Source organism: Streptomyces diversicolor, assembly GCF_057537855.1.
In genome coordinates this window covers 23,926-46,432 of record NZ_BAAJXA010000025.1, presented here as the reverse complement: position 1 = coordinate 46,432, position 22,507 = coordinate 23,926, and the positions used below count along the sequence as shown (strand labels likewise).

Here is a 22,507-nt window from a genome sequence, read left to right as displayed (position 1 = left end):
CTGATCGGGCCATTCCCCCTGGCAACGCCACTCAAGATCTCGGATCCAAGGATCTGGATCCCGGCATGCCGGGATCAACCGTAAGTGCATCTGAAGTCTTTGGAGTGACCCGTGGCTGCCAACTGCGACGTCTGCGGCAAGGGGCCGGGCTTCGGCAACAACATCTCGCACTCGCACCGCCGTACGTCCCGTCGCTGGAACCCGAACATCCAGCGTGTGCGTACCGTGGTCGGCGGGACGCCGAAGCGCGTGAACGCCTGCACCTCGTGCATCAAGGCCGGCAAGGTCTCGCGCTGACGCACTGCTGAGCGCGCGGCCACCGTCGGTTCGCCGCATCGAGCCGGTCCACTTCCGGGTGGGCCGGCTTTTTGCCGTGTCCGTACGCCGTGGTACCGCCCCCGTGCCGCCATGTGCCCGCGCGGGTCCTCAGTCCTGCCGCAGGCGCCATCCGTGGTCCACGGGGCCGATCCCGTCGCCCAGTGCGAACCCGCCCACGATGGCCCCGGTGACGTACTCCTTGGCCGCGGCCACCGCCTCCGGCACGGACCGGCCCTGCGCCAGCCCCACGGCGATCGCGGACGCCAGCGTGCAGCCGGTGCCGTGCGTGTGCCGGTTGTCGAGCCGGGGCGAGCGCAGCCAGTGCTCCCGCGTACCGTCCGTGAGCAGGTCCACGGCGTCCCCGGGCAGATGCCCGCCCTTGATCAGCACCCAGGCCGGCCCGTACGCCAGCAAGGCCGCGGCGGCCTCGCGCATCCCGGACTCCGACGTGACGCGCACGCCGGTGAGTTGGGCGACCTCGTCCAGGTTCGGGGTGACCACCGCCGCCACCGGCAGCAGCCTCCCGCGCACCGAGTCCAGGGCCGTGGCGGCCAGCAGCGGGTCGCCGTGCTTGGAGACGCCCACCGGGTCGACGACCGCGGGCGCGTCGGTCCCGCCGATCAACTCGGCCACCGCCTCGACGAGTTCGGCGGAGCCCAGCATCCCGGTCTTCACGGCCTGGACGCCGATGTCGTCCACGACACTGCGGTACTGGGCCCGCACCGCCGCCACCGGCAGCTCCCAGACGCCCTGCACCCCGAGCGAGTTCTGCGCGGTGACCGCGGTGATCACGCTCATGCCGTGCACCCCCAGCGCCAGCATGGTCTTCAGATCGGCCTGGACGCCCGCTCCCCCGCCGGAGTCGGAGCCGGCGACCGTCAGCACCCTCGGTGGCGGGCTCATGACTCGATGCCCCCGAAGTGGTCCCAGCCGCCCTTGCTGGTCCAGGGCGCCCCGTCGACCGTGACCTGCGGCAGCGCCGAGGGGTTCAGGACCTCGCCGATCACCTTCCAGCGGGCCGGCAGCTTCACGTCCGGCGGGAAGGTCGCCACGATCGCATGGTCCTCGCCGCCCGTCAGCACCCACTGGAGCGGGTCGACGCCGACGGCCTGCCCGATGTCGTTCATCTGGGACGGGATGTCGATGGCGCCGGACCGGATGTCGATGCGGACCTTGCTGGCCTCCGCGATGTGCCCGAGGTCGGCGATCAGCCCGTCGCTCACGTCGCACATCGCGGTCGCGCCAAGACCCGCGGCGGCCGGACCCGCGTGGTAGGGCGGCTCGGGGCGCCGATGGGCCTCGACGAAGGCGCGCGGCGAGCGGAAACCCCGGGAGAGCACCGCGTACCCGGCGGCGGACCAGCCGAGCCAGCCGGTGACCGCGACGAGGTCGCCGGGCTGCGCGCCCGCCCGGGTCACCGGCTCCTGGTTGCGCAGATCGCCGAGCGCGGTGATCGACACCATGATCGTGTCACCGCGCACCACATCGCCGCCGACCACCGAGGCGCCGGCGACCTGGCACTCGTCGCGCAGTCCGTCCATCAGCTCGCTGGGCCAGGTGACCGGGAGTTCGGCGGGCACGACCAGGCCGAGCAGCAGGGCGGTGGGCACGGCGCCCATGGCCGCGATGTCGGCGAGGTTCTGCGCGGCGGCCTTGCGCCCCACGTCGTACGCCGTCGACCAGTCGCGGCGGAAGTGCCGCCCCTCCAGCAGGATGTCGGTGCTCGCCACCACCCGGCGGTCGGGCGCTGCGACCACCGCGGCGTCGTCGCCGGGCCCCACCCGGACCGCCGGGGTGGTCGTCAGACGGGAGGTGAGCTCCCTGATGAGCCCGAATTCCCCCAGCTCACCAACAGTGCCCTTCATTTCCCTTTCGCCCCTTCTGTACCTGTCCGCGCCCGCTCGCGCTCCATCGTCGTCCTCGATACGGTCGAGACGGCCGTCAACTTCCGTCGTGCCCGCACCCCGGCGCGCGGTCCCCGCTCTCCACAGGTCTCCCCGTGGCGAGCGGCGACGCGATACCGTGGCGTTCCTTTTCCCCACATGATCCTCGTGGCCGCCCTGGAGGTTCCGTGGTACAGGCGTACATCCTGATCCAGACGGAGGTCGGCAAGGCGTCGACCGTCGCCGAGACGATCAGCAAGCTCCCTGGAGTGATCCAGGCCGAGGACGTGACGGGACCTTATGACGTCATCGTGCGCGCACAAGCGGACACCGTGGACGATCTGGGCCGCATGGTGGTCGCCAAGGTCCAGCAAGTGGACGGCATCACCCGCACCCTGACCTGCCCGGTCGTCCATCTGTAGCCCCCGTCTACCCTTGGCCGGTGAACATCTTCCGTCGCCGGTTCCTCGGTCTGCCCGCGCTGGCCCTGCTGATCTCCGTCGCGGGCTGCTCCTCAGCAGACGACGACGCCACCGTCGCGGTTCCCAGCCCGGACGCGAAGACGGCCGGGTTGTGTCAGAACCTGGACAAGGCGCTGCCAGGGACGCTGGACGGACGGAGCCGCAAGGACCCCGAGCCCCGGTCCGCCTTGACGGCGGGCTGGGGAAGCCCGGCGATCATACTGCGCTGCGGTGTCACCCGGCCGCCGAAGATGATCGACCCCGCGGTCGCGAAGGGCGACGACCCCGACGCGATCAGCGGCGGTGTGAACGGCGTCGACTGGCTGATGGAGAAGCAGTCCGACGGGTCGATGCGGTTCACCACGGCCAACCGCGAGGCGTATGTGCAGGTGACACTGCCGAAGGCGGACGCCGACCGGTCGAGTTCAGCGGTACTGGTCGCCCTGGCCCCGGCGGTGAAGAAGGCGATCCCCGAGGGAATCGCCTCAACGACCTGACCGACCCGCGCCCCCGAGGGGCGCGGGGAACCGCGCGACCAGCCACGACGTACCCGCAGCCGACGACGCGTCCGCGGACACCCGAGGGCGTTGACCGGCTGGACCCGCGGAGCGTGCCGCGTTCAGCGAAGCCCCGTCGAACGCCGCAGAGCGGCCCGTACCAGCAGGTCCACCAGTTCCGGATAGCTGATCCCGGACGCCTGCCACATCTGCGGATACATCGAGATCGGCGTGAAGCCGGGCATCGTGTTGATCTCGTTGATCACGAACTCGCCGTCCTCGGTGAGGAAGAAGTCCGCGCGGACCAGTCCCTCGCAGGATGCCGCCTCGAAGGCCGCCACGGCCAGCCGCCGCACCTCGGCGGTCTCCTCCTCGGACAGCGGCGCGGGCACGATGCCGGGTGTGGAGTCGATGTACTTGGCCTCGAAGTCGTAGTACGCGTGCGCGTCCGGCGGCGGGATCTCGGCCGGTACGGAGGCCCGCGGCCCGTCCTCGAACTCCAGCACCCCGCACTCGATCTCGCGGCCCCGCAGCGCGGCCTCGACCAGGATCTTCGGGTCGTGCGCCTGGGCCTCGGCGATCGCCTCGTCCAGCCCGGACAGATCGTCGACCTTGGTGATGCCGATCGACGACCCGGCGCGCGCGGGCTTCACGAACAGCGGCCAGCCGTGCTCCCCGGCGAAGTCGACGATCCGCTTGCGGGCCGCGGACTCGTCCCGCGCCCACTCCCGGGGCCGGATCACCAGGTACGGGCCGACCTTGAGCCCGAAGGAGGTGAGGACCCGCTTCATGTACTCCTTGTCCTGGCCGACGGCCGAGGCGAGCACGCCCGAACCCACGTAGGGCACACCGGACAGTTCCAGGAGCCCCTGGAGGGTGCCGTCCTCGCCGTACGGGCCGTGCAGCACCGGGAAGACCACGTCGACCTCGCCCAGCGCCTTCGGCACGGAGCCCGGCTCGCTGTAGACGACCTCGCGGTTGCCGGGGTCGACGGGGAGGACCACGGCGCCCTCGCTCGACTCGGCCAGTTCCTCGACGTCGGGCGTGCGCCGTTCGGCGATGGCCATGCGTTCGGGGGCGTCCGCGGTGAGCACCCAGCGCCCGTCCCGCGTGATGCCGATCGGCAGCACGTCGTACTTGGTGCGGTCGATGGCGCGCAGTACGGCGCCCGCGGTGACCATGGAGATCCCGTGTTCGGAGCTGCGCCCGCCGAACACGACGGCCACACGCGGCTTGCGAGGCTGCTGCCCGGGGCTCTGGGGGAGGTTCTCGGTGCTCATATCGCGTTGAGAGTACCCGTTGGCAGAGGTCGGAGACAGCGTCGACCCCGAACGCAAACGGACCAAATACGGCCCGGTTCGCTCAGCGTCGTTCGGGTTTGGCGCTGCGCGACATCAGTTCCTTGAGGGCCACCACCGGCGGCTTGCCCTCGTGCACGATGCCGACGACCGTCTCGGTGATGGGCATGTCGACGCCGTGCCGACGGGCCAGATCGAGCACGGACTCGCAGGACTTGACGCCCTCGGCGGTCTGGCTCGTGACCGCGATGGTCTCCTCCAGGGTCATGCCCTTGCCGAGGTTGGTGCCGAAGGTGTGGTTGCGGGACAGCGGCGAGGAACAGGTGGCCACCAGGTCGCCGAGGCCCGCGAGTCCGGAGAAGGTCAGCGGATCGGCGCCCAGCGCCGCGCCGAGCCGGGTGGTCTCGGCGAGCCCGCGCGTGATCAGCGATCCCTTGGCGTTGTCGCCGAGCCCCATGCCGTCGGCGATGCCCACGGCCAGGCCGATGACGTTCTTCACCGCGCCACCCAGCTCGCAGCCCACCACGTCCGTGTTGGTGTACGGACGGAAGTAGGGCGTGTGGCAGTGGGCCTGGAGCCGCCGGGCCACCGCCTCGTCGGTGCAGGCGACGACGGCCGCCGCGGGCATCCGGGCGGCGATCTCACGGGCCAGGTTGGGGCCGGTGACCACGGCGATCCGGTCGTGGCCGACCTTGGCGACGTCCTCGATCACCTCGCTCATCCGCATCGTGGAACCCAGTTCCACGCCCTTCATGAGGGAGACGAGGACCGTGTCGGGCGCGAGCAGCGGCACCCAGGCGGCGAGGTTGTCGCGCAGCGTCTGCGAGGGCACCGACAGGACCGTGAAGTCGGCGCCCGCGGCGGCCTCGGCGGGGTCGACGGTGGCCCGCAGGTTCGCCGGCAGCTCGACCCCGGGGACATAGTCGGGGTTGGTCCGCGTGGAGTTGATCGCCTCCGCGACCTCCGGGCGCCGGGCCCACAGGGTGACCTCGCACCCCGCGTCGGCCAGCACCATCCCGAACGCCGTGCCCCATGAACCGGCGCTGAAGACCGCCGCCTTGACAGGCTCGCTCACTTGCCGCCGTCCCCTTCCTGACCGGTCTGCGCGCGCGTCCTGCGCCGCTGCTCGATGCGCTCCCGGCGCGGATCGTACGGCGTATCGGGCGCCTTCTCGCCGCGGATCTCCTCCAGCTGGCGGGTGATGGCGGCCATGATGACCTCGGTGGCCTCCTTGAGGACGTCCGCGGTCATCTCCTGGCCGTAGAAGCGCGACAGGTCCACCGGCGGGCCCGCGAGCACGCGGTGCGTCTTGCGCGGCAGGAGGTTCGGCTTCTTGGCGTACGGCGGGAGCAGTTCGTTGCAGCCCCACTGGGCGATGGGCACGACCGGGCACTTGGTCTGCAGGGCCACGCGCGCGGCGCCGGTCTTGCCGGTCATGGGCCAGCCGTCCGGGTCGCGGGTGAGGGTGCCCTCGGGGTAGAAGGCGACGCACTCGCCGCGCTCCACCGCGTCGATGGCGGCCCGGAAGGCGCTGAGCGCGTCGGTGCTCTCCCGGTACACGGGGATCTGCCCGGTGCCGCGCATCGCGGCGCCGACGAATCCCTTCTTGAAAAGACCGCTCTTCGCCAGGAATCGCGGCACCCGTCCGGTGTTGTACTGATAGTGCGCGTACCCGAGGGGGTCGATGTGGGAATTATGGTTCACCGCGGTGATAAATCCGCCCTCGGCCGGAATGTGCTCCATTCCACGCCAGTCCCGCTTGATCAGAACCACCAGCGGCGGTTTGCAGATCACCGCGGCGAAGCGGTACCAGAAGCCGATTCTGCGGCGGGACACTCGTCCACCTTCCTCTAGAGCCTGGGGAGCCGGACAAGTGTCGCTCCAGGCCGCCGGTCTGTCGAGAACACCGTACGCCCCGCCACCGGGGCCGCCCGATGACCCGGGTGACAATGAGCGCGACGAGAGAGGGACGGTACGCCGGTGCAGTGGACCTTGGTCATCCCCCTGAAGCCCTTGGCGCTGGCCAAGAGCAGGCTCTCGGACACCGCCGCCGACGGGCTGCGTCCGGGACTGGCCCTGGCGTTCGCGCAGGACACGGTGGCGGCGGCGCTGGCCTGTGCGGCGGTGCGGGATGTGGCGGTCGTCACGGACGACGCGTTGGCCGGCCCGGAGCTCGCGGCACTGGGCGCCCGTATCGTCCCGGACGAGCCGGGCGACGGTCTGAACGCGGCCCTGGCGCATGCGGCCGAAGTCGTCCGGTCGGCACGCCCGAAAGCCCCGGTGGCGGCGCTGAACGCCGATCTGCCGGCCCTGCGCCCGCCGGAATTGGCCCGGGTGCTCGATGCCGCGGCGAAATTCCCGCGCGCCTTTCTCCCCGATGCCGCCGGAATCGGTACGACGCTGCTTGCGGCGGCTCCGGGCCGGGAATTGCGCCCGGCTTTCGGCGGCGATTCCCGTGCCCGGCACGGTGCGTCGGGTGCGGTGGAACTCCGGCTGGACGCGGTGGACTCGGTACGGCAGGACGTGGACACCGGCGACGATCTGCGGGCGGCGCTGGCGCTCGGCGTGGGCCCGCGCACCGCGGCGGCGGCCGCGGGACTGCTGATCCCCGGGCAGTAGGCTGCCGCCATGCAGGCGACCGCGTACACGTACGACCCCGAGACCCGCAGCGGGCAGGTGCTGCTGGACGACGGCACCCCGGTGCCCTTCGACGCGCCGGCGTTCGACGCGGGCGGGCTGCGGCTGCTGCGGCCGGGGCAGCGGGTGCGGATCGAGACGGAACCGGCGGCCGGCACCGGCCCCGGCCTGCGGATCACCCTGGTGACCCTGCAGACGCTCTGAGCGGCGAATGGGGCGCCGCGAGCACCGAAAAAGCCCCCTGGACGCGCCGCGGGCCGGGCTCCCGAGGGAGTCCGGCCCGGCGTGTGAGTGCCCCGGGTGCCCTTACGCCTTGCGGGCGGTGGCCTTCTTGGCGGTGGTCTTGCGAGCCGTCGACTTCTTGGCCGGAGCCTTCTTCGCGGGGGCCTTCTTGGCCGTCGCCTTCTTGGCGGTGGCCTTCTTCGCCGTGGTCTTCTTGGCGGCCGCCGTCGTCTTCTTGGCGGTCGTCTTCTTCGCCGCGGCCTTCTTGGCGGCCGGCGTGGTCTTCTTGGCCGGCGCCTTCTTCGCCGCGGCCTTCTTCGTCACTGCCACGCCCTTCTTGGCGGCGGTCTTCTTGGCGGCGGCCTTCTTGACCGTGGCGGAAGCACCGCCGGTCAGGCTGCCCTTGGGTGCCTTCTTGACCGAGACCTCGCCGCCACGCGGGAGCTTCTTCGAGCCGCTCACCAGGTCCTTGAAGCCCTGACCGGCACGGAAGCGCGGCACCGAGGTCTTCTTGACCCGAACCCGCTCGCCCGTCTGGGGGTTACGGGCGTAGCGGGCGGGGCGGTCCACCTTCTCGAAGGACCCGAAGCCGGTGACCGAGACCCGCTCGCCCGCGACGACCGCGCGGACGATGGCGTCCAGGACATGATCGACAGCATCGGCGGCCTGCTGGCGGCCGCCCATCTTGTCGGCAATCGCTTCTACGAGCTGCGCCTTGTTCACGTCTTCCCCTTCGGAGACATCGCCAGAACGAAAGTGATCTAGCTTTTTCGCACGTTAGGCAGATATATACCGCAAATCAAACACGAAACGGGCTAATCACCCTTGTGCCGCAACGGACTCGGTCCTCTCGGACTTGTTCAGCGTTCCTCTTCGGGGATTCGACCCGCGTCGAGGTCCGCGGTGAACCGGTCGAGCCGCCTTGCCGCGTCGGCGAGATCGTGCTTGGCCGCGGCCGTAATGACCAGCAGCTTCCGGGTCAGCGCCATCCGTACGCCCTCCGGGACTTGCAGTGCGCGCACCCTTGTGTGCGCTTCCTTCAGTTGGTCCGCGACCGCCGCATAGAGCTGGAGTTGGCCGTCGTGTTCCATGCACAGATTGTGCCATCTGGGGCGAGTTGTCGCCTGCCCAGGGGGCAACTGCCGCCGCTCAGGCCCCTCCGGACGCCCGCACGATCCAACGCCCCGCCGGACGTCTACCCCGCTGATCACCCACGTAACGTGGGGAGTTGAGAGACGGACGGGGGCGGTCGGGGGCCGTTCGGGTGCAGACATGGCTGTACCCCCAATCGTGGCGATCGGGGGTACAGAGGGGGTGTTGGCGTGGCCGAAACTCGACCTGCCGGGCCGGTTGGCTCAGACCTTCAGCGTCCGCGGCTTGTGGGCGGGCCGCTTCGCCTCGTACGCGGCGATGTCGGCCTCGTTCTGGAGGGTGATGGAGATGTCGTCCAGTCCGTTCAGCAGCCGCCAGCGGGAGTTCTCGTCCAGCTCGAAGGAGGCGGTGATGCCCTCGGCGCGCACCTCACGCGCCTCAAGGTCCACAGTGACCTCAGCAGTGGCGTCCTTCTCGGTCAGCTCCCACAGCGCGTCCACGATCTTCTGCTCCAGGACCACCGTGAGCAGGCCGTTCTTCAGCGAGTTACCGCGGAAGATGTCGGCGAACCGGGCGGAGATCACCGCCTTGAAGCCGTAGTTCTGCAGCGCCCAGACGGCGTGCTCACGGGAGGAGCCGGTGCCGAAGTCGGGGCCGGCGACCAGCACGGTCGCGCCCTGCCGCTCGGGCCGGTTGAGGACGAACTCGGGGTCCTTGCGCCATGCCTCGAACAGCCCGTCCTCGAATCCGTCCCGCGTCACCTTCTTCAGCCAGTGGGCGGGGATGATCTGGTCGGTGTCGACGTTGCTGCGGCGCAGCGGGACGGCCCGGCCGGTGTGCGTGGTGAATGCTTCCATGGCTCTCAGACTCCAGCGGGCGTACGGGTGTCGGCGTCGGACAGATCGGCGGGGGACGCCAGGTGGCCCATGACCGCCGTGGCGGCCGCGACCTGCGGCGACACCAGGTGGGTCCGGCCGCCCTTGCCCTGCCGGCCCTCGAAGTTGCGGTTGGAGGTGGACGCGGAGCGCTCACCCGGCGCGAGCTGGTCGGGGTTCATGCCCAGACACATCGAGCAGCCCGCGTGCCGCCATTCGGCGCCGGCCTCCTTGAAGACCACGTCCAGGCCCTCGGAGACGGCCTGCAGACCGACCCGCGCGGAGCCCGGGACGACCAGCATCCGTACGCCGTCGGCGACTTTGCGGTCCTTGAGGATGCCGGCGGCGGCGCGCAGGTCCTCGATGCGGCCGTTGGTGCACGAACCTACGAAGACGGTGTCCACCCGGATGGAACGCAGCGCCTGCCCGGCCTCCAACCCCATGTATTCCAGGGCCTTTTCGGCGGCCAGCCGCTCCGAGGCGTCGTCGTACGAAGCCGGGTCGGGGACCGCCGACGAAAGGGGCGCGCCCTGGCCGGGGTTGGTGCCCCAGGTGACGAACGGCGAGAGCTCGTCGGCCTTGATGACCACCTCGGCGTCGAAGACCGCGTCCTCGTCGGTGCGCAGCGTCTTCCAGTACTCCACCGCGGCGTCCCAGTCGGCGCCCTCGGGGGCGTGCGGGCGGCCCTTGAGGTAGGCGAAGGTGGTCTCGTCGGGGGCGATCATGCCCGCGCGGGCGCCGGCCTCGATCGACATGTTGCAGATGGTCATCCGGGCCTCCATCGACAGCTTCTCGATGGCGGAGCCGCGGTACTCCAGGATGTAGCCCTGGCCGCCGCCGGTGCCGATCTTCGCGATGATCGCCAGGATCAGGTCCTTGGCGGTGACGCCCGCGGGCAGTTCGCCCTCGACCGTGATCGCCATGGTCTTCGGGCGGGCCAGGGGCAGCGTCTGGGTGGCCAGCACATGCTCCACCTGGGAGGTGCCGATGCCGAACGCCAGCGCGCCGAAGGCGCCGTGCGTGGAGGTGTGGGAGTCGCCGCAGACGACCGTCGCACCGGGCTGGGTCAGGCCCAGCTGAGGTCCGACAACGTGCACCACGCCCTGCTCGACGTCGCCCAGCGGGTGCAGCCGCACCCCGAACTCGGCGCAGTTCTTGCGCAGGGTCTCCAGCTGGGCACGGGAGACCGGGTCGGCGATCGGCTTGTCGATGTCGAGGGTCGGGGTGTTGTGGTCCTCGGTCGCGATGGTGAGGTCGAGGCGGCGCACCCGGCGGCCGTTCTGCCTGAGGCCGTCGAAGGCCTGCGGGCTGGTCACCTCGTGCAGCAGGTGCAGATCGATGAAGAGGAGATCGGGCTCGCCCTCGGCGCGCCGGACGACATGGTCGTCCCAGACCTTCTCCGCGAGTGTCCTACCCATCGCTTTCCCTCCGGCCGGCAGTGCTGCACCGGCCCAACTAGAGATTTCTCCGGAAACGGCGCCCGCGCCCCTGTTCCCCGGGCGTCCGCCGCCAAGCCCGTCGGTCCGCGGGCCACTGTGTCTTCCAGGGTGGCGTGTTCCACCGAAAATTGAACTTGCGTTTCACAGAGTGAGACGCGAGTATCGTTGCATGGACAACAGTAGCGGCGTCGGCGTTCTGGACAAGGCGGCCCTCGTCCTGAGCGCTCTGGAGTCCGGTCCGGCCACCCTCGCGGGTCTGGTCGGCGCCACCGGACTGGCACGACCCACGGCCCATCGGCTGGCCGTGGCGCTGGAACACCACCGCATGGTGGCACGCGACATGCAGGGCCGTTTCATCCTCGGACCGCGGCTGGCCGAGCTGGCCGCGGCGGCGGGCGAGGACCGCCTGCTGGCGACGGCGGGCCCGGTGCTCACGCACCTGCGGGACATCACCGGAGAGAGCGCACAGCTCTACCGGCGCCAGGGCGACATGCGCATCTGTGTGGCCGCCGCGGAACGGCTGTCCGGACTGCGGGACACGGTCCCGGTCGGCTCCACGCTCACGATGAAGGCGGGCTCGTCCGCGCAGATCCTGCTCGCCTGGGAGGAGCCGGAGCGGCTGCACCGCGGTCTGCAGGGCGCACGCTTCACCGCGACGGCCCTGTCCGGCGTGCGGCGCCGCGGCTGGGCCCAGTCCATCGGCGAGCGCGAGCCGGGCGTGGCGTCCGTCTCCGCGCCGGTGCGCGGGCCCTCGAACCGCGTAGTGGCGGCCGTGTCCGTCTCCGGCCCCATCGAGCGACTTACCCGGCACCCGGGCCGTATGCACGCCCAGGCGGTCATCGACTCCGCCGCCCGCCTCTCCGAGGCCCTGCGCCGCTCAGGCTGACCACAACCAACCGCGCCCCCCGTCGGACCCCAGCCCCAACGCCGCGGCCCCACCCGACGGGGCCCCACCCCACCCAGGACCCCAAGGAACCACACACGCCCCAGGGGCGCGAGGAACTGCGCGACAAGCCACATACGACCCGCAGACAAACAACCCCCAGCACACCCCCAAGGGGCGCGGGGAACTGCGCGATCAACCACATACAACCCGCACACGAACAACACCCAGCACCCACCCCAGGGGCGCGGGGAACTGCGCGACAAGCCACAACGCACCCGCACTGGAGGAACGGCCGAAGCCCCGCAGGGAGCCGCGACCAACCCCAGACGACCAGCAACCCGAGCAACAGAAACGGCCCCCCACCCCAGCACACCGGCTAAGGCGAAGAGCCATCGTCCCGTACCCCCGACCGGATTCGAACCGGCGCTACCGCCTTGAGAGGGCGGCGTGCTAGGCCGCTACACAACGGGGGCGAGGATCATGCGTTTCCGCAGATCCGAGCTGGTCTACCTGGACTCGAACCAAGACTAACTGAACCAGAATCAGTCGTGCTGCCAATTACACCATAGACCAATGATGGTTTAGACCAGTTCAGTACCCCCGACCGGATTCGAACCGGCGCTACCGCCTTGAGAGGGCGGCGTGCTAGGCCGCTACACAACGGGGGCCCAAGCGTCCCGAGAGGATCGGGACCGTACCCCCGACCGGATTCGAACCGGCGCTACTGCCTTGAGAGGGCAGCGTGCTAGGCCGCTACACAACGGGGGCTTGCGGATGAGATCCGCGGATGCAGATGAGCTCTGCGAGCTGGCCTACCTGGACTCGAACCAAGACTAACTGAACCAGAATCAGTCGTGCTGCCAATTACACCATAGGCCACTGGAACGCAAGCCCCTGAGGGGATCTTGTTCTAGCTGTGCGCCCGGTTCCTTGGCCTTCCGGCCCGCTCACCGCGGCGCAGGAAGAACATTACCCGAAGGTGGACGGGGCTCCAAAACGGGTATCCGCGCGGACGATCGCGGGAAGTTCGGCCAGCGAGGAGATCCGGTGGGCCGCGGCGACGGCCGCGGCGGCGGCCGGCGCCCCGCCGCGGTCGATCCACACGGACAGCAACCCGGCGTCGGCCGCGCCCCGTCCGTCGATCTCCGGGTGGTCGCCGACGTACGCCACCTCGTGCGGTGGCAGGTCCAGGGCCGCGCAGGCCGCCAGGAACGCCTCCCGGGCGGGCTTGGAGACGCCGAGTTCCGCCGCGCACAGGACCGTCTCGAAGCGGTCGCGCACCTTGAGGGCGCGCAGCTTGTGCTCCTGGACGTGGATGCTCGAATTGGACAGCACGGCGTGCCGGTGTCTTGCGGCAAGGGCGTCGAGGACGGGCAGCACGTCGGGGAACAGGCTCCAGGCGGCCTCGTAGTGCGCGATGTAACGCCGAAACCACGCCTCGGCCTCGTCGTCGGTCAGCTCCGCCCCGAGGAAGTCCCGCACCCGGTCCCGGCGCTGCTCCTCGAAGCCGGCCTCACCGGCTCCGAACCGCGCCCACTGCAGGTCGGTGATCTCCCGCCAGCGCGCGAGGGCCTGCTCCACGCCGTCGTACGCGTGCAGCAGGCCCTCCGCCGCCAGGTGGGCCCGCATGCCGGCCCGGTCGGCGGACGTGTAGTCGAAAAGGGTGTCGTCGACGTCCCAGACCACGGCTCGGATGCTCATGGGCCGACGGTAGCGCGCGGCCGGGCCGCGCGCCGCCGTCATGCGCCGTGCCGTTATGCCGTGAGCCGTGCCAGGGCCGCGTCGACGCGGGCCAGCGTCCGCTCCTTGCCGAGCACTTGCAGGGACTCGAACAGGGGCAGGCCGACCGTGCGGCCGGTGACCGCGACCCGCACCGGGGCCTGGGCCTTGCCCAGCTTGAGACCGTGGGCCTCGCCGGCCGCCAGGACGGCCTCCTTCAGCGAGTCCGGGGACGTCCAGTCGGCGGACTCCAGCCTCTCCCGGGCCGTGCGGAGCAACGCGTCGGAGCCCTCCTTCATGGCCTTCGCCCAGCTCGCCTCGTCGAAGACCGGCTCCGGCAGGAACAGGAAGTCGACGTTGTCGGTGATCTCCGACAGGACCTTCAGACGGGTCTGCGCGTGCGGGGCGATGGCCTGCCACTTCGTCTCGTCGAAGCGCTCGGGCGCCCAGGGCGCGAACGGGGCCTGGAGCCAGGGGCGGCAGCGCTCGGTGAAGTCCTTCACGTCCAGCAGCCGGATGTGGTCGGCGTTGATGGCCTCGCACTTCTTCAGGTCGAAGCGGGCCGGGTTGGGGTTCACATCGGCGATGTCGAAGGCCGCGACCATCTCGTCGACGGTGAAGATGTCCTGGTCGGCGGAGAGCGACCAGCCGAGCAGGGAGAGGTAGTTGAGCAGCCCCTCGGGGAGGAAGCCGCGCTCCCGGTAGAGGTTCAGGGACGACTGCGGGTCCCGCTTGGAGAGCTTCTTGTTGCCCTCGCCCATCACGTACGGGAGATGGCCGAACTCCGGGATGCCCTGGGCGATGCCCAGCTCGATCAGGGCCTTGTAGAGGGCGATCTGGCGTGGGGTGGAGGAGAGCAGGTCCTCGCCGCGCAGAACGTGGGTGATCTCCATGAGGGCGTCGTCGACCGGGTTGACCAGCGTGTACAGCGGGGCGCCGTTGGCGCGGACGATGCCGTAGTCGGGCACGTTCTCCGGGGTGAAGGTCAGCTCGCCGCGGACCAGGTCGGTGAAGGTGATCGTCTCGTCCGGCATGCGGAAGCGCACGATCGGGGTGCGGCCCTGGGCCTGGTACTGCTCGACCTGCGCGGCGGTCAGGTCGCGGCAGTGGCCGTCGTACCCGGAGGGCCGGCCGGCCGCGCGGGCCGCCTCACGGCGGGTGTCCAGCTCCTCCTGGGAGCAGTAGCAGTGGTAGGCGTGGCCGGCGTCGAGGAGCTTGGCCGCGACGTCCCGGTAGAGGTCCATGCGCTGCGACTGGCGGTACGGCGCGTGGGGGCCGCCGACCCCCGGGCCCTCGTCCCAGTCGAAGCCCAGCCAGCGCATCGCGTCGAGCAGCTGGTCGTAGGACTCCTCGGAGTCCCGGGCCGCGTCGGTGTCCTCGATGCGGAAGACGAGCGTGCCCTGGTGGTGCCGGGCGAACGCCCAGTTGAACAGGGCGGTGCGGACCAGGCCCACATGGGGGTTACCGGTGGGCGAGGGGCAGAAACGGACGCGTACGGGGGATGGGGGTACCCCCTGCTTGAGCGAAGCCGAGAGCTTGGGGGAGGGTGCGCTAGCCACGCTTGACAACCTTGTTGGTGAGAGTGCCGATGCCTTCGATGGTGACGGCGACCTCGTCGCCGACGTTGAGGGGGCCGACCCCAGCGGGGGTGCCGGTGAGGACCACGTCGCCGGGGAGCAACGTCATGGCCTCGGTGATGTTGACGATCAGGTCCTCGATGGGGTGGATCATCTCGCTCGTGCGGCCCAGCTGGCGCTGTTCGCCGTTGACGGTGAGCTGGAGGGTGAGGTCGTTCGCGCGCTGCAGGTCCAGGCCGGTCTCCACCCAGGGGCCGAGCGGGCAGGAGGTGTCGAAGCCCTTGGCCCTGGCCCACTGCTTCTCGCGCCGCTGGACGTCACGGGCGGTGATGTCGTTGGCGCAGGTGTAACCGAAGATCACGTCCTTGACGCGGTCGCGCGGTACCTCGCGGCACATCCGGCCGATGACCACGGCCAGTTCGGCCTCGTGGTGCAGTTCCGTGGAGAACGACGGGTACTGGATCTCGTCGCCGGGGCCGATCACCGAGGTGGACGGCTTGAAGAAGGCGAACGGGGCGTCGGGCACCGCGTTGCCGAGTTCTTTCGCGTGCTCGGCGTAGTTGCGGCCGAAGGCCACGACCTTGTTGGGGAGCACCGGCGGGAGCAGCCTGACCTTGCTCAGCGGGACCTTGGTCCCGGACAGTTCGTGGTCCGCGAACGGGATGCCCTTGATGATGTCGAGGACGAGTTCGTCCTGCTTGTCGCCCTCGACCGCGCCGAAGGCGACGTTCCCGTCGATGGAGAACCTGGCGATGCGCACGGGATGCTCGCGCCCCTTAACTGAGAAGACCCGTGTCTTGGCTGAGAAGACCCGCGTCGGCTTGCGACCGGCTGGATGTCGGCCGGGAGTCTGACGCTCCAGGCTAACGCGGCACGGAGGCCGTGACCTCGCGGATTACCGGACACGCGGATGACCGGTCACGGCGAAGGGCGCCACCGCGGAAGTGGCGCCCGTGCCGCCCGGGCCCCGATGCCCGTGCCACACAGCCCGGAGTGAGCGCAGCGCGCGCCGGAGCCCTGATCGCCGTGCCGCCGGGGACCGGGACGCCCCGCGGACGACGAGACGGCCCGACGAAGCCCCGATATACCCGTGCCACACAGCCCGGGACGGGCGGGGCGAGCCGCCGGGGCACCGATGCCCGTGGCCACAGCCCGGGGTGGGCAGGGCGGACCGGCGGGGCCCCGACGGCCGTCCGGCGGGCCGGGCCGCGCGGTGCGCGGCCCGCGCGCGCATTACTCCGCGGGGGTGGCCGCGGCCGGGATCTCCATGAGGACCGTGCGCCGCGGGTTGGCGGTCTGGGCCGGCAGGTCGAGGGAGTGCTCCGGCCGTTCCGGTGCCCGCAGCTCCTCGGCGTCGTCGAGGTGGGCGAGAGTGGTGCGACGCGGGTTGGCTATGGTGCGGAACATCATCGTGGTCTTCACGGTTGTAGGAGCCCTGTCCTGTGTGGGTTGGCAGATACTTCCCTCTTGTAAAGCGTCAGGCTAAACATCCGATTCCCCGGAGCCGTCGTGAAGCGCCCGTGATGAGCGTGTGAGTTTGCTCACGAATCCAGGCACAAACCGGTCAATCCTGACCGTCAACTCGCCTCAGCGAAACGGACATTGCGGCCCTGAACCTGGCATTCCGCTCCTGATCATCGCGACTGGGACAGGGTCCGGCGGTCGTCGACTCGCTGGAGTAAGTCCGTTATGTGCGAGATCTTTTTCCACGTCTCGTGACCCCGCACTCACACGCTGTCACAGAGGTCATGTACCGGCCCACGGGCCTTGTTGGAGATCCGGCACTGTGCTGGAATTCCACGGACCGCCGCGGGATCGAGCCGGCGCAGGGGGCGCGAAGCAGCGCCGAGTGGCGGCGAGACAGGGGGAGCCAGCGCCGGTCACTCACGACCACCTGGGGGGCGTATTCAGGGCGCTCCCCGACAACGCCGACACCGCCCGTCCGCTCACGCGGAGGGGCGCCTGGTCCAGAGGTTGCGACGCTAGTGCAGGGACGTTTCAAGAGGGATGGCAGCGCTCCGGCGGAGCCGGAGGCGCACGGCGGGACCGACCGCGGCGCCTCGCCCCAGCACGCCCAGAACCCGGGCCCGGCCCCGTCCGGCGACGGCGGAGAGCGCCCCGGGCGCCCCGCTGCCCCGTCCACGCCGCCGAGCCCCGCGCCGCCGGTCAAGCCCGCCAAGGGCCCGACCGGCCCCGGATCGCGCATAGCCCTGCGCAACTGGCGTATCTCCACGCGTCTGGTGTCGCTGCTCACGCTTCCCGTGGTCGCGGCCACCTCGCTGGGCGCGCTGCGCATCAACCAGTCCATGGACGACATCCAGCAGCTCGACAACATGAAGCTGCTGACGGCCATGACGAAGCAGGCGACCGAACTCGCCGCGGCGCTCCAGGAGGAGCGCGACCAGTCCGCGGGACCGCTGGCGCACGGCCTGAAGACGGACAACTTCACCGTCAAGGGCTACCAGGACCGCACCGACCGGGCCCTGACCAACTTCCTCAACGCCTCCGAGGACATCGATGCCGCGAGCAAGCACGGCAACCTCCAGGGCGTCCGCGACAGCCTCGTCGGCCTGGCCGGCCAGCTGGACAACCTGGCCAAGATCCGCCGCTCCGCGTACCAGTCCAAGGACAACTCGACCCAGACGGTCGAGGCGTACCACCGGCTGATCACCCAGCTGATCGGCCTCTCCTCGGACATGGCGCAGGCGTCCAGCAACCCGGAGATGATCCAGCGCACCCGCGCCCTGGCGGCCTTCTCCACCGCCAAGGAGTACGCGTCCGTGCAGCGCGCCGTCATCGCCGCGGCCCTGCCCGACACCAACAAGACGCTCGGCAACCTCTCCGACAACGACCGGCTCTACGGCGATTCGGCGCTGCAGAGCGAGTCCTCCGAGCTGAACATCTTCCGCAAGCTCTACTCCGAGCAGGGCGCCGAGGAACTCCTCAAGCCCATCGACGAGGGCAACCCGACCATCGAGTCCGCGGACACCTACGCCAAGCGCGCGCTGGGCGGCGAAGAGGGCATCAACGGGCTGCCGAAGCGCTCCTACCGCGACTGGGTCGACGACAGCTCGACCAAGATCGAGCAGATGAAGAAGATCGAGCACACGCTGCTCGAAGAGATGGAGCAGAAGGCCCGCGAGCTGCGCAGCGCCACCGAGCGCGACGCGATCATCTCCGGTGCGCTGATCCTGCTCGTCCTCGGTGTCTCCCTGGTCGGCGCGTTCGTCGTCGCCCGGTCCATGATCCGCTCGCTGCGCCGGCTCCAGGACACCGCGACCAAGGTCGCCCAGGACCGGCTGCCCGAGCTGGTCAAGCAGCTGTCCGAGTCGGACCCGCAGGACGTCGACACGTCCGTGGAGTCGGTCGGTGTGCACTCCCGGGACGAGATCGGCCAGGTGGCCGCGGCCTTCGACGACGTGCACCGCGAGGCGGTCCGCCTCGCCGCCGAGCAGGCCCTGCTGCGGGGCAACGTCAACGCGATGTTCACCAACCTCTCGCGCCGCTCCCAGGGCCTCATCCAGCGCCAGCTGTCGCTCATCTCCGAACTGGAGTCCCGCGAGGCCGACCCGGACCAGCTGTCCTCGCTGTTCAAGCTGGACCACCTCGCCACGCGTATGCGCCGCAACGGCGAGAACCTGCTCGTCCTCGCCGGTGAGGAGCCCGGCCGCCGCTGGACCCGCCCGGTCCCGCTGGTCGACGTGCTGCGCGCCGCCGCCTCCGAGGTGGAGCAGTACGAGCGGATCGAGCTGGCCTCGGTGCCGACCACCGAGGTCGCCGGACGCGTCGTCAACGACCTCGTGCACCTGCTCGCCGAGCTGCTGGAGAACGCGACCTCGTTCTCCTCGCCGCAGACGAAGGTCAAGGTCACCGGTCATGCGCTGCCCGACGGCCGGGTGCTGATCGAGATCCACGACACCGGCATCGGCCTCTCCCCCGAAGACCTCGCGGCGATCAACGAGCGGCTTGCCTCGCCGCCCACCGTGGACGTCTCCGTCTCCCGCCGCATGGGCCTGTTCGTGGTCGGCCGGCTGTCGCAGCGGCACGGCATCCGCATCCAGCTGCGCCCGTCCGACTCGGGTGGCACGACGGCGCTGGTCATGCTGCCCGTCGATGTCGCCCAGGGCGGCAAGAAGCCCGCTCCGGGCAAGCCGGGCGTGCCCGCCACGGGCGGCCCGGCCGCCGCGCAGGCCGCCGCGGGCGCGGCGGCGGCCCGGCGGGGAGCCGCCCAGGGCGGCCCGGGTCCGCTCGGTGCCGGTGCGCCCGGCGGTGGTGGCCGGCTCGGCGCCGGATCCGGTCCGCGCGGCCAGGTCGGCGCCGGCCAGGGTCCGCGGGCCGCGCTGCCCGGCACGGGTCAGGGCAGCCGGCCGGGAGCGCCCGGCGGCGCACGCGGACCGCAGCAGGGCCCGCCCACCCCGGCCGGGGCGGGCGCCGGAGCCTTCGGCGGACAGGCGCCGGGCGCCCCGCAGGGCCTGCAGGCGGCCGGCGCGGGCGGACCCGAGCAGGATGTCTTCGGCGGCCGTCCTCCGGTGCCCCCGCAGCGTGGCGGCGGCGACCAGGGCAGGCAGCCGCAGCTGCCGCCGCGCGGCGGGCCGCGGGCCGAGCTGCCGGGCGGCAACCCGCAGCCGCGCACGCCCAGCTGGAGCGACGAGAACGCGCAGCCGCCGCTGTCCCGGGCCTCGCTCGACACCCCGCGCGGCCATGACGAGCAGGATCCGGCGCAGACTTCGCGCATGCCGCGGTTCGACGACCGCCAGGGCCCCGGCTCGACGGCGGAGATGCCGGCGATCCCCGCGGGCGACGCCTCCCAGGGCCCGGCCGCCACGGGCGAGTTCCCCCGGCCGGACTTCACCGGTGCGAACGGCTCGCAGAACACCGGCCAGTTCGCCCGCTCCGGCTTCGACGCCCCGCAGGGCGGCGGCTCGTTCGGCCGCCCGGGCGGGCCCGGCCGGCAGGACTCGGGCCAGTTCGTGCGCTCCGACGTCTTCGGCACGCCGGGCGGCCGGCAGGACGCCCCCGCCCCGGACCGGTTCGCCGCCCAGCAGGCGTACGACGACGGTTCCACCGGGCAGTTCCCGGCGCAGGGCTACGACAACGGCTCCACCGGCCAGTTCCCCGCGCAGAGTTACGACAACGGTTCCACCGGCCAGTTCCCCGCGCAGGGCTACGACAACGGTTCCACCGGTCAGTTCCCAGCGCAGAGTTACGACAACGGCTCCACGGGTCAGTTCCCCGCGCAGGGCTACGACAACGGCTCCACCGGCCAGCACGCGCTGCCCGGCCGGGCGGGCCAGCAGCACACGGGCCAGCAGCACACGGGCCAGTTCGAGCGGCCGCAGACCAACGGCCGGGGCACCGACTTCTCCGGGCAGCGCCCGGCGGTGCCGCCGCGGCGCGCGCGCCGTCAGGAGCCGGAGGCGCTGCCCCCGGCGAGCGGTCCCGGAGACGGCCGTACTCCGCTGTACGACAACCTGGAGACCAACTGGTTCCGCGGCGGCCAGCAGGGCAACGGCCCGGCTCCGGCCGGGCAGCAGCCGCAGGGCGGACCGGCTCCTTCGACGGGCCCGCAGCGTCCCGTCACGAGTTCCTGGCGCAGCTCGCCGAACGACGAACTCGTCCGGCAGGCCGAGCGGGTGCGCCAGCCCGCGGCGGGCGGGGTCACCACCTCCGGCCTGCCGCGCCGGGTACCCCGGGCGAACCTCGTCCCGGGCACGGCTCAGCAGCAACAGCACCAAAGCGGTCCGCAGGTCTCACGTGCGCCCGACGACGTGCGTGGCCGGCTGACCAATCTCCGTCGGGGTATCGCGCAGGGTCGTCAGGTCAACAACGGCCAGACCGGCAGCTTCCCGAGCCCCACTCACCAGCAGGAGCGTTAGTTGAGCCAGATGAGCCAGGCGGCACAGAATCTCAACTGGTTGATCACCAACTTCGTGGACAACACCCCCGGGGTGTCCCACACCGTCGTCGTGTCCGCCGACGGACTCCTTCTGGCGATGTCGGAAGGCTTTCCCCGGGACCGGGCCGACCAGCTCGCGGCCGTCGCCTCCGGGCTCACCTCGCTGACCGCCGGGGCCTCCCGGATCTTCGAGGGGGGCGATGTGTCGCAGACGGTCGTCGAGATGGAACGCGGGTTCCTCTTCCTCATGTCCATCTCGGACGGCTCGTCCCTCGCCGTCCTCGCCCACCCCGAGTGCGACATCGGCCTCGTCGGCTACGAGATGGCGCTCCTCGTCGACCGCGCGGGCGCCGTCCTCACGCCCGACCTGCGCGCCGAACTACAGGGCAGTCTGCTCCACTGACCGGCCCCGGATCCACCCAGCTCACCAAATCACCGTCCGGCCGCCACAAACCCCCCACCGGCCCCGTCAGACGGCACGACTGACCGACCTGCTGTCCCGCCCGGAGGATTCATGACCCCGCCCACCGCCTCTCATGATCCGTACGCGGAGCCGTACGGGGACGAGGGCGACCAGCCGCTGGTACGTCCCTACGCGATGACCGGCGGCCGGACCCGGCCGCGCTACCAGCTCGCCATCGAGGCACTGATCAGCACCACGGCCGACCCGGCAGCGCTCATGGGGCTGCTCCCGGAGCACCAGCGCATCTGCCACCTGTGCCGCGAGGTGAAGTCCGTGGCCGAGGTGTCCGCGCTCCTCACCATGCCCCTGGGCGTGGCCCGGATCCTGGTCGCCGACCTCGCCGAGGCCGGCCTGGTCGCCATCCACCAGCCGGGTGGCGACGAGAACAACGGCGGTGCACCGGACGTGACACTGCTCGAAAGGGTGCTCAGTGGACTTCGCAAGCTCTGACGGGGGCCGGGCCACCACCTCCGCGAAGATCGTGGTGGCGGGTGGCTTCGGCGTCGGCAAGACGACCTTCGTCGGTGCCGTCTCCGAGATCAACCCGCTGCGCACGGAGGCCGTGATGACGTCCGCCAGCGCGGGCATCGACGACCTCACCCACACCGGGGACAAGACCACCACCACGGTGGCCATGGACTTCGGCCGCATCACGCTCGACCAGGACCTGATCCTGTACCTGTTCGGCACCCCCGGCCAGGACCGGTTCTGGTTCATGTGGGACGACCTGGTGCGCGGCGCCATCGGCGCCGTGGTCCTGGTGGACACCCGCCGGCTCGCCGACTGCTTCCCCGCGGTCGACTACTTCGAGAACAGCGGTCTGCCGTTCGTCATCGCGCTCAACGGCTTTGACGGCCACCAGCCGTACACCCCCGACGAGGTGCGTGAGGCGCTGCAGATCGGGCCGGACACGCCGATCATCACGACGGACGCCCGGCACCGGGCCGACGCCAAGAGCGCGCTGATCACACTGGTCGAGCACGCCCTCATGGCACGGCTGAGGTAGCACTCAAGTCGGCAGTGAGATACGGCAGTTGTCGTACGGACAGCGGAGCGGGCTGTGGCTTTTGACACGGTCGGCTCCGCTGTTCATAACGTTTCGGCAGAGGAATCGGATGGTACGGCCACGCGTCGCGGTCGACCGGTGCCGCTGCGCTCACAAAGGCCCCGTCTTTTGACGGGGCTCGCTCTTTATGACCGTTTTATCTGCGGTCCGGGTCACTCGGAATCCATGGTTTTCACTG

General features: G+C 70.8%; 23 protein-coding genes and 5 tRNA genes. 10 read left to right on the top strand and 18 right to left on the bottom strand.

The features are described 5' to 3' along the window. Positions 1–111 precede the first annotated feature (111 nt). The gene (rpmB, locus tag AC27LF_RS27570) at positions 112–297 is read left to right on the top strand and encodes a 50S ribosomal protein L28 (RefSeq protein WP_003993230.1); all 186 of its coding nucleotides are present in this window, start codon (positions 112–114) and stop codon (positions 295–297) included. A 129-nt stretch (positions 298–426) separates the two neighbouring features. Here the strand turns inward: rpmB and thiD are convergent, their stop codons facing one another. Together thiD and AC27LF_RS27560 are read right to left on the bottom strand one after the other, a co-directional pair. Next, complete coding sequence (gene thiD / locus AC27LF_RS27565) at positions 427–1,221, bottom strand: bifunctional hydroxymethylpyrimidine kinase/phosphomethylpyrimidine kinase (RefSeq protein WP_479659089.1); 795 nt, start codon at positions 1,219–1,221, stop codon at positions 427–429. Further along, a complete protein-coding gene (locus AC27LF_RS27560; protein WP_388712496.1) occupies positions 1,218–2,183 on the bottom strand; it encodes a thiamine-phosphate kinase in 966 nt (321 codons plus the stop codon). Before AC27LF_RS27560 ends, thiD begins: the two co-directional genes overlap by 4 nt. 206 nt (positions 2,184–2,389) lie before the next feature. On the opposite strand from AC27LF_RS27560, the gene AC27LF_RS27555 reads away from it, so the two are divergent. Beyond that, positions 2,390–2,623: an Lrp/AsnC family transcriptional regulator gene (locus AC27LF_RS27555; RefSeq protein ID WP_030952852.1), complete on the top strand. Its 234-nt coding sequence runs from the start codon at positions 2,390–2,392 to the stop codon at positions 2,621–2,623. Positions 2,624–2,643: 20 nt separating this feature from the next. After that, positions 2,644–3,159 carry a DUF3515 domain-containing protein gene (locus tag AC27LF_RS27550; RefSeq protein ID WP_479659090.1) on the top strand — a complete coding sequence of 172 codons (516 nt, stop codon included), beginning with the start codon at positions 2,644–2,646 and terminating at the stop codon, positions 3,157–3,159. Positions 3,160–3,281: 122 nt separating this feature from the next. Here the strand turns inward: AC27LF_RS27550 and AC27LF_RS27545 are convergent, their stop codons facing one another. The 3 genes from AC27LF_RS27545 to AC27LF_RS27535 form a co-directional block, all read right to left on the bottom strand. Next, a complete protein-coding gene (locus tag AC27LF_RS27545; RefSeq protein ID WP_479659091.1) occupies positions 3,282–4,439 on the bottom strand; it encodes a D-alanine--D-alanine ligase family protein in 1,158 nt (385 codons plus the stop codon). A gap of 82 nt (positions 4,440–4,521) precedes the next feature. Next, positions 4,522–5,532, bottom strand: a complete 1,011-nt coding sequence (locus tag AC27LF_RS27540) for an NAD(P)H-dependent glycerol-3-phosphate dehydrogenase (RefSeq protein ID WP_479659092.1) — start codon at positions 5,530–5,532, stop codon at positions 4,522–4,524. Continuing rightward, positions 5,529–6,293 (bottom strand): lysophospholipid acyltransferase family protein, encoded by a 765-nt coding sequence (locus tag AC27LF_RS27535; protein ID WP_479659093.1) that lies wholly within the window; start codon positions 6,291–6,293, stop codon positions 5,529–5,531. The genes AC27LF_RS27540 and AC27LF_RS27535 overlap by 4 nt, the downstream gene beginning before the upstream one ends. A 144-nt stretch (positions 6,294–6,437) precedes the next feature. On the opposite strand from AC27LF_RS27535, the gene cofC reads away from it, so the two are divergent. Further along, positions 6,438–7,076, top strand: coding sequence for a 2-phospho-L-lactate guanylyltransferase (cofC, locus tag AC27LF_RS27530; protein WP_479659094.1), 639 nt, complete (start codon positions 6,438–6,440; stop codon positions 7,074–7,076). 9 nt (positions 7,077–7,085) lie between these two features. Beyond that, positions 7,086–7,298: a hypothetical protein gene (locus AC27LF_RS27525; protein WP_404027437.1), complete on the top strand. Its 213-nt coding sequence runs from the start codon at positions 7,086–7,088 to the stop codon at positions 7,296–7,298. Between the two features lie 102 nt (positions 7,299–7,400). Here AC27LF_RS27525 and AC27LF_RS27520 read toward each other — a convergent pair whose 3' ends face one another. The 4 genes from AC27LF_RS27520 to leuC form a co-directional block, all read right to left on the bottom strand. Further along, entirely contained in the window at positions 7,401–8,039 is a 639-nt protein-coding gene (locus AC27LF_RS27520) for an HU family DNA-binding protein (RefSeq protein ID WP_479659095.1), read from the bottom strand. A 137-nt stretch (positions 8,040–8,176) separates the two neighbouring features. After that, positions 8,177–8,407: an SCO5555 family protein gene (locus AC27LF_RS27515; protein ID WP_479659096.1), complete on the bottom strand. Its 231-nt coding sequence runs from the start codon at positions 8,405–8,407 to the stop codon at positions 8,177–8,179. Between the two features lie 264 nt (positions 8,408–8,671). Then, positions 8,672–9,265 (bottom strand): 3-isopropylmalate dehydratase small subunit, encoded by a 594-nt coding sequence (leuD, locus tag AC27LF_RS27510; RefSeq protein WP_479659097.1) that lies wholly within the window; start codon positions 9,263–9,265, stop codon positions 8,672–8,674. A 5-nt stretch (positions 9,266–9,270) separates the two neighbouring features. Next, entirely contained in the window at positions 9,271–10,701 is a 1,431-nt protein-coding gene (gene leuC / locus AC27LF_RS27505) for a 3-isopropylmalate dehydratase large subunit (RefSeq protein WP_479659098.1), read from the bottom strand. A 190-nt stretch (positions 10,702–10,891) separates the two neighbouring features. On the opposite strand from leuC, the gene ndgR reads away from it, so the two are divergent. Further along, positions 10,892–11,608 (top strand): IclR family transcriptional regulator NdgR, encoded by a 717-nt coding sequence (gene ndgR, locus AC27LF_RS27500; RefSeq protein ID WP_190018680.1) that lies wholly within the window; start codon positions 10,892–10,894, stop codon positions 11,606–11,608. A 400-nt stretch (positions 11,609–12,008) separates the two neighbouring features. Here ndgR and AC27LF_RS27495 read toward each other — a convergent pair. The 9 genes from AC27LF_RS27495 to AC27LF_RS27455 all read right to left on the bottom strand — a co-directional run bounded on the left by AC27LF_RS27495 (position 12,009) and on the right by AC27LF_RS27455 (position 16,326). Further along, positions 12,009–12,081 (bottom strand) — tRNA-Glu (locus AC27LF_RS27495). A gap of 28 nt (positions 12,082–12,109) precedes the next feature. Continuing rightward, positions 12,110–12,181 (bottom strand) — tRNA-Gln (locus tag AC27LF_RS27490). A gap of 22 nt (positions 12,182–12,203) precedes the next feature. After that, positions 12,204–12,276, bottom strand: a tRNA-Glu gene (locus tag AC27LF_RS27485). 27 nt (positions 12,277–12,303) lie between these two features. After that, positions 12,304–12,376, bottom strand: a tRNA-Glu gene (locus AC27LF_RS27480). Positions 12,377–12,415: 39 nt separating this feature from the next. Continuing rightward, positions 12,416–12,487, bottom strand: a tRNA-Gln gene (locus AC27LF_RS27475). 90 nt (positions 12,488–12,577) lie between these two features. Further along, a complete protein-coding gene (locus tag AC27LF_RS27470; protein WP_479659099.1) occupies positions 12,578–13,309 on the bottom strand; it encodes an HAD family hydrolase in 732 nt (243 codons plus the stop codon). A gap of 53 nt (positions 13,310–13,362) precedes the next feature. Further along, positions 13,363–14,886: a glutamate--tRNA ligase gene (gene gltX, locus AC27LF_RS27465; protein WP_479659100.1), complete on the bottom strand. Its 1,524-nt coding sequence runs from the start codon at positions 14,884–14,886 to the stop codon at positions 13,363–13,365. Further along, positions 14,879–15,664 carry a fumarylacetoacetate hydrolase family protein gene (locus AC27LF_RS27460; protein ID WP_479659101.1) on the bottom strand — a complete coding sequence of 262 codons (786 nt, stop codon included), beginning with the start codon at positions 15,662–15,664 and terminating at the stop codon, positions 14,879–14,881. The genes gltX and AC27LF_RS27460 overlap by 8 nt, the downstream gene beginning before the upstream one ends. Positions 15,665–16,137: 473 nt before the next feature. Next, complete coding sequence (locus AC27LF_RS27455; protein WP_479659102.1) at positions 16,138–16,326, bottom strand: hypothetical protein; 189 nt, start codon at positions 16,324–16,326, stop codon at positions 16,138–16,140. Between the two features lie 563 nt (positions 16,327–16,889). On the opposite strand from AC27LF_RS27455, the gene AC27LF_RS27450 reads away from it, so the two are divergent. From AC27LF_RS27450 to AC27LF_RS27435, 4 genes are all read left to right on the top strand, one after another. Next, positions 16,890–20,780, top strand: a complete 3,891-nt coding sequence (locus AC27LF_RS27450; protein ID WP_479659103.1) for a sensor histidine kinase — start codon at positions 16,890–16,892, stop codon at positions 20,778–20,780. A 9-nt stretch (positions 20,781–20,789) separates the two neighbouring features. After that, complete coding sequence (locus AC27LF_RS27445; protein WP_404027637.1) at positions 20,790–21,203, top strand: roadblock/LC7 domain-containing protein; 414 nt, start codon at positions 20,790–20,792, stop codon at positions 21,201–21,203. A 111-nt stretch (positions 21,204–21,314) separates the two neighbouring features. Then, positions 21,315–21,713, top strand: coding sequence for a DUF742 domain-containing protein (locus AC27LF_RS27440; protein WP_121890765.1), 399 nt, complete (start codon positions 21,315–21,317; stop codon positions 21,711–21,713). After that, a complete protein-coding gene (locus tag AC27LF_RS27435) occupies positions 21,694–22,269 on the top strand; it encodes a GTP-binding protein (RefSeq protein ID WP_054219273.1) in 576 nt (191 codons plus the stop codon). Before AC27LF_RS27440 ends, AC27LF_RS27435 begins: the two co-directional genes overlap by 20 nt. Positions 22,270–22,507 lie beyond the last annotated feature (238 nt).

Excerpts from the sequence above, each read along its gene's own strand:
- thiD (WP_479659089.1), bottom strand. The coding sequence starts at position 1,221 with ATGAGCCCGCCACCGAGGGTGCTGACGGTCGCCGGCTCCGACTCCGGC.
- AC27LF_RS27560 (WP_388712496.1), bottom strand. The coding sequence starts at position 2,183 with ATGAAGGGCACTGTTGGTGAGCTGGGGGAATTCGGGCTCATCAGGGAG.
- AC27LF_RS27545 (WP_479659091.1), bottom strand. The coding sequence starts at position 4,439 with ATGAGCACCGAGAACCTCCCCCAGAGCCCCGGGCAGCAGCCTCGCAAG.
- AC27LF_RS27525 (WP_404027437.1), top strand. The coding sequence starts at position 7,086 with ATGCAGGCGACCGCGTACACGTACGACCCCGAGACCCGCAGCGGGCAG.
- AC27LF_RS27515 (WP_479659096.1), bottom strand. The coding sequence starts at position 8,407 with ATGGAACACGACGGCCAACTCCAGCTCTATGCGGCGGTCGCGGACCAA.
- leuD (WP_479659097.1), bottom strand. The coding sequence starts at position 9,265 with ATGGAAGCATTCACCACGCACACCGGCCGGGCCGTCCCGCTGCGCCGC.
- leuC (WP_479659098.1), bottom strand. The coding sequence starts at position 10,701 with ATGGGTAGGACACTCGCGGAGAAGGTCTGGGACGACCATGTCGTCCGG.
- ndgR (WP_190018680.1), top strand. The coding sequence starts at position 10,892 with ATGGACAACAGTAGCGGCGTCGGCGTTCTGGACAAGGCGGCCCTCGTC.
- AC27LF_RS27470 (WP_479659099.1), bottom strand. The coding sequence starts at position 13,309 with ATGAGCATCCGAGCCGTGGTCTGGGACGTCGACGACACCCTTTTCGAC.
- AC27LF_RS27445 (WP_404027637.1), top strand. The coding sequence starts at position 20,790 with ATGAGCCAGGCGGCACAGAATCTCAACTGGTTGATCACCAACTTCGTG.
- AC27LF_RS27440 (WP_121890765.1), top strand. The coding sequence starts at position 21,315 with ATGACCCCGCCCACCGCCTCTCATGATCCGTACGCGGAGCCGTACGGG.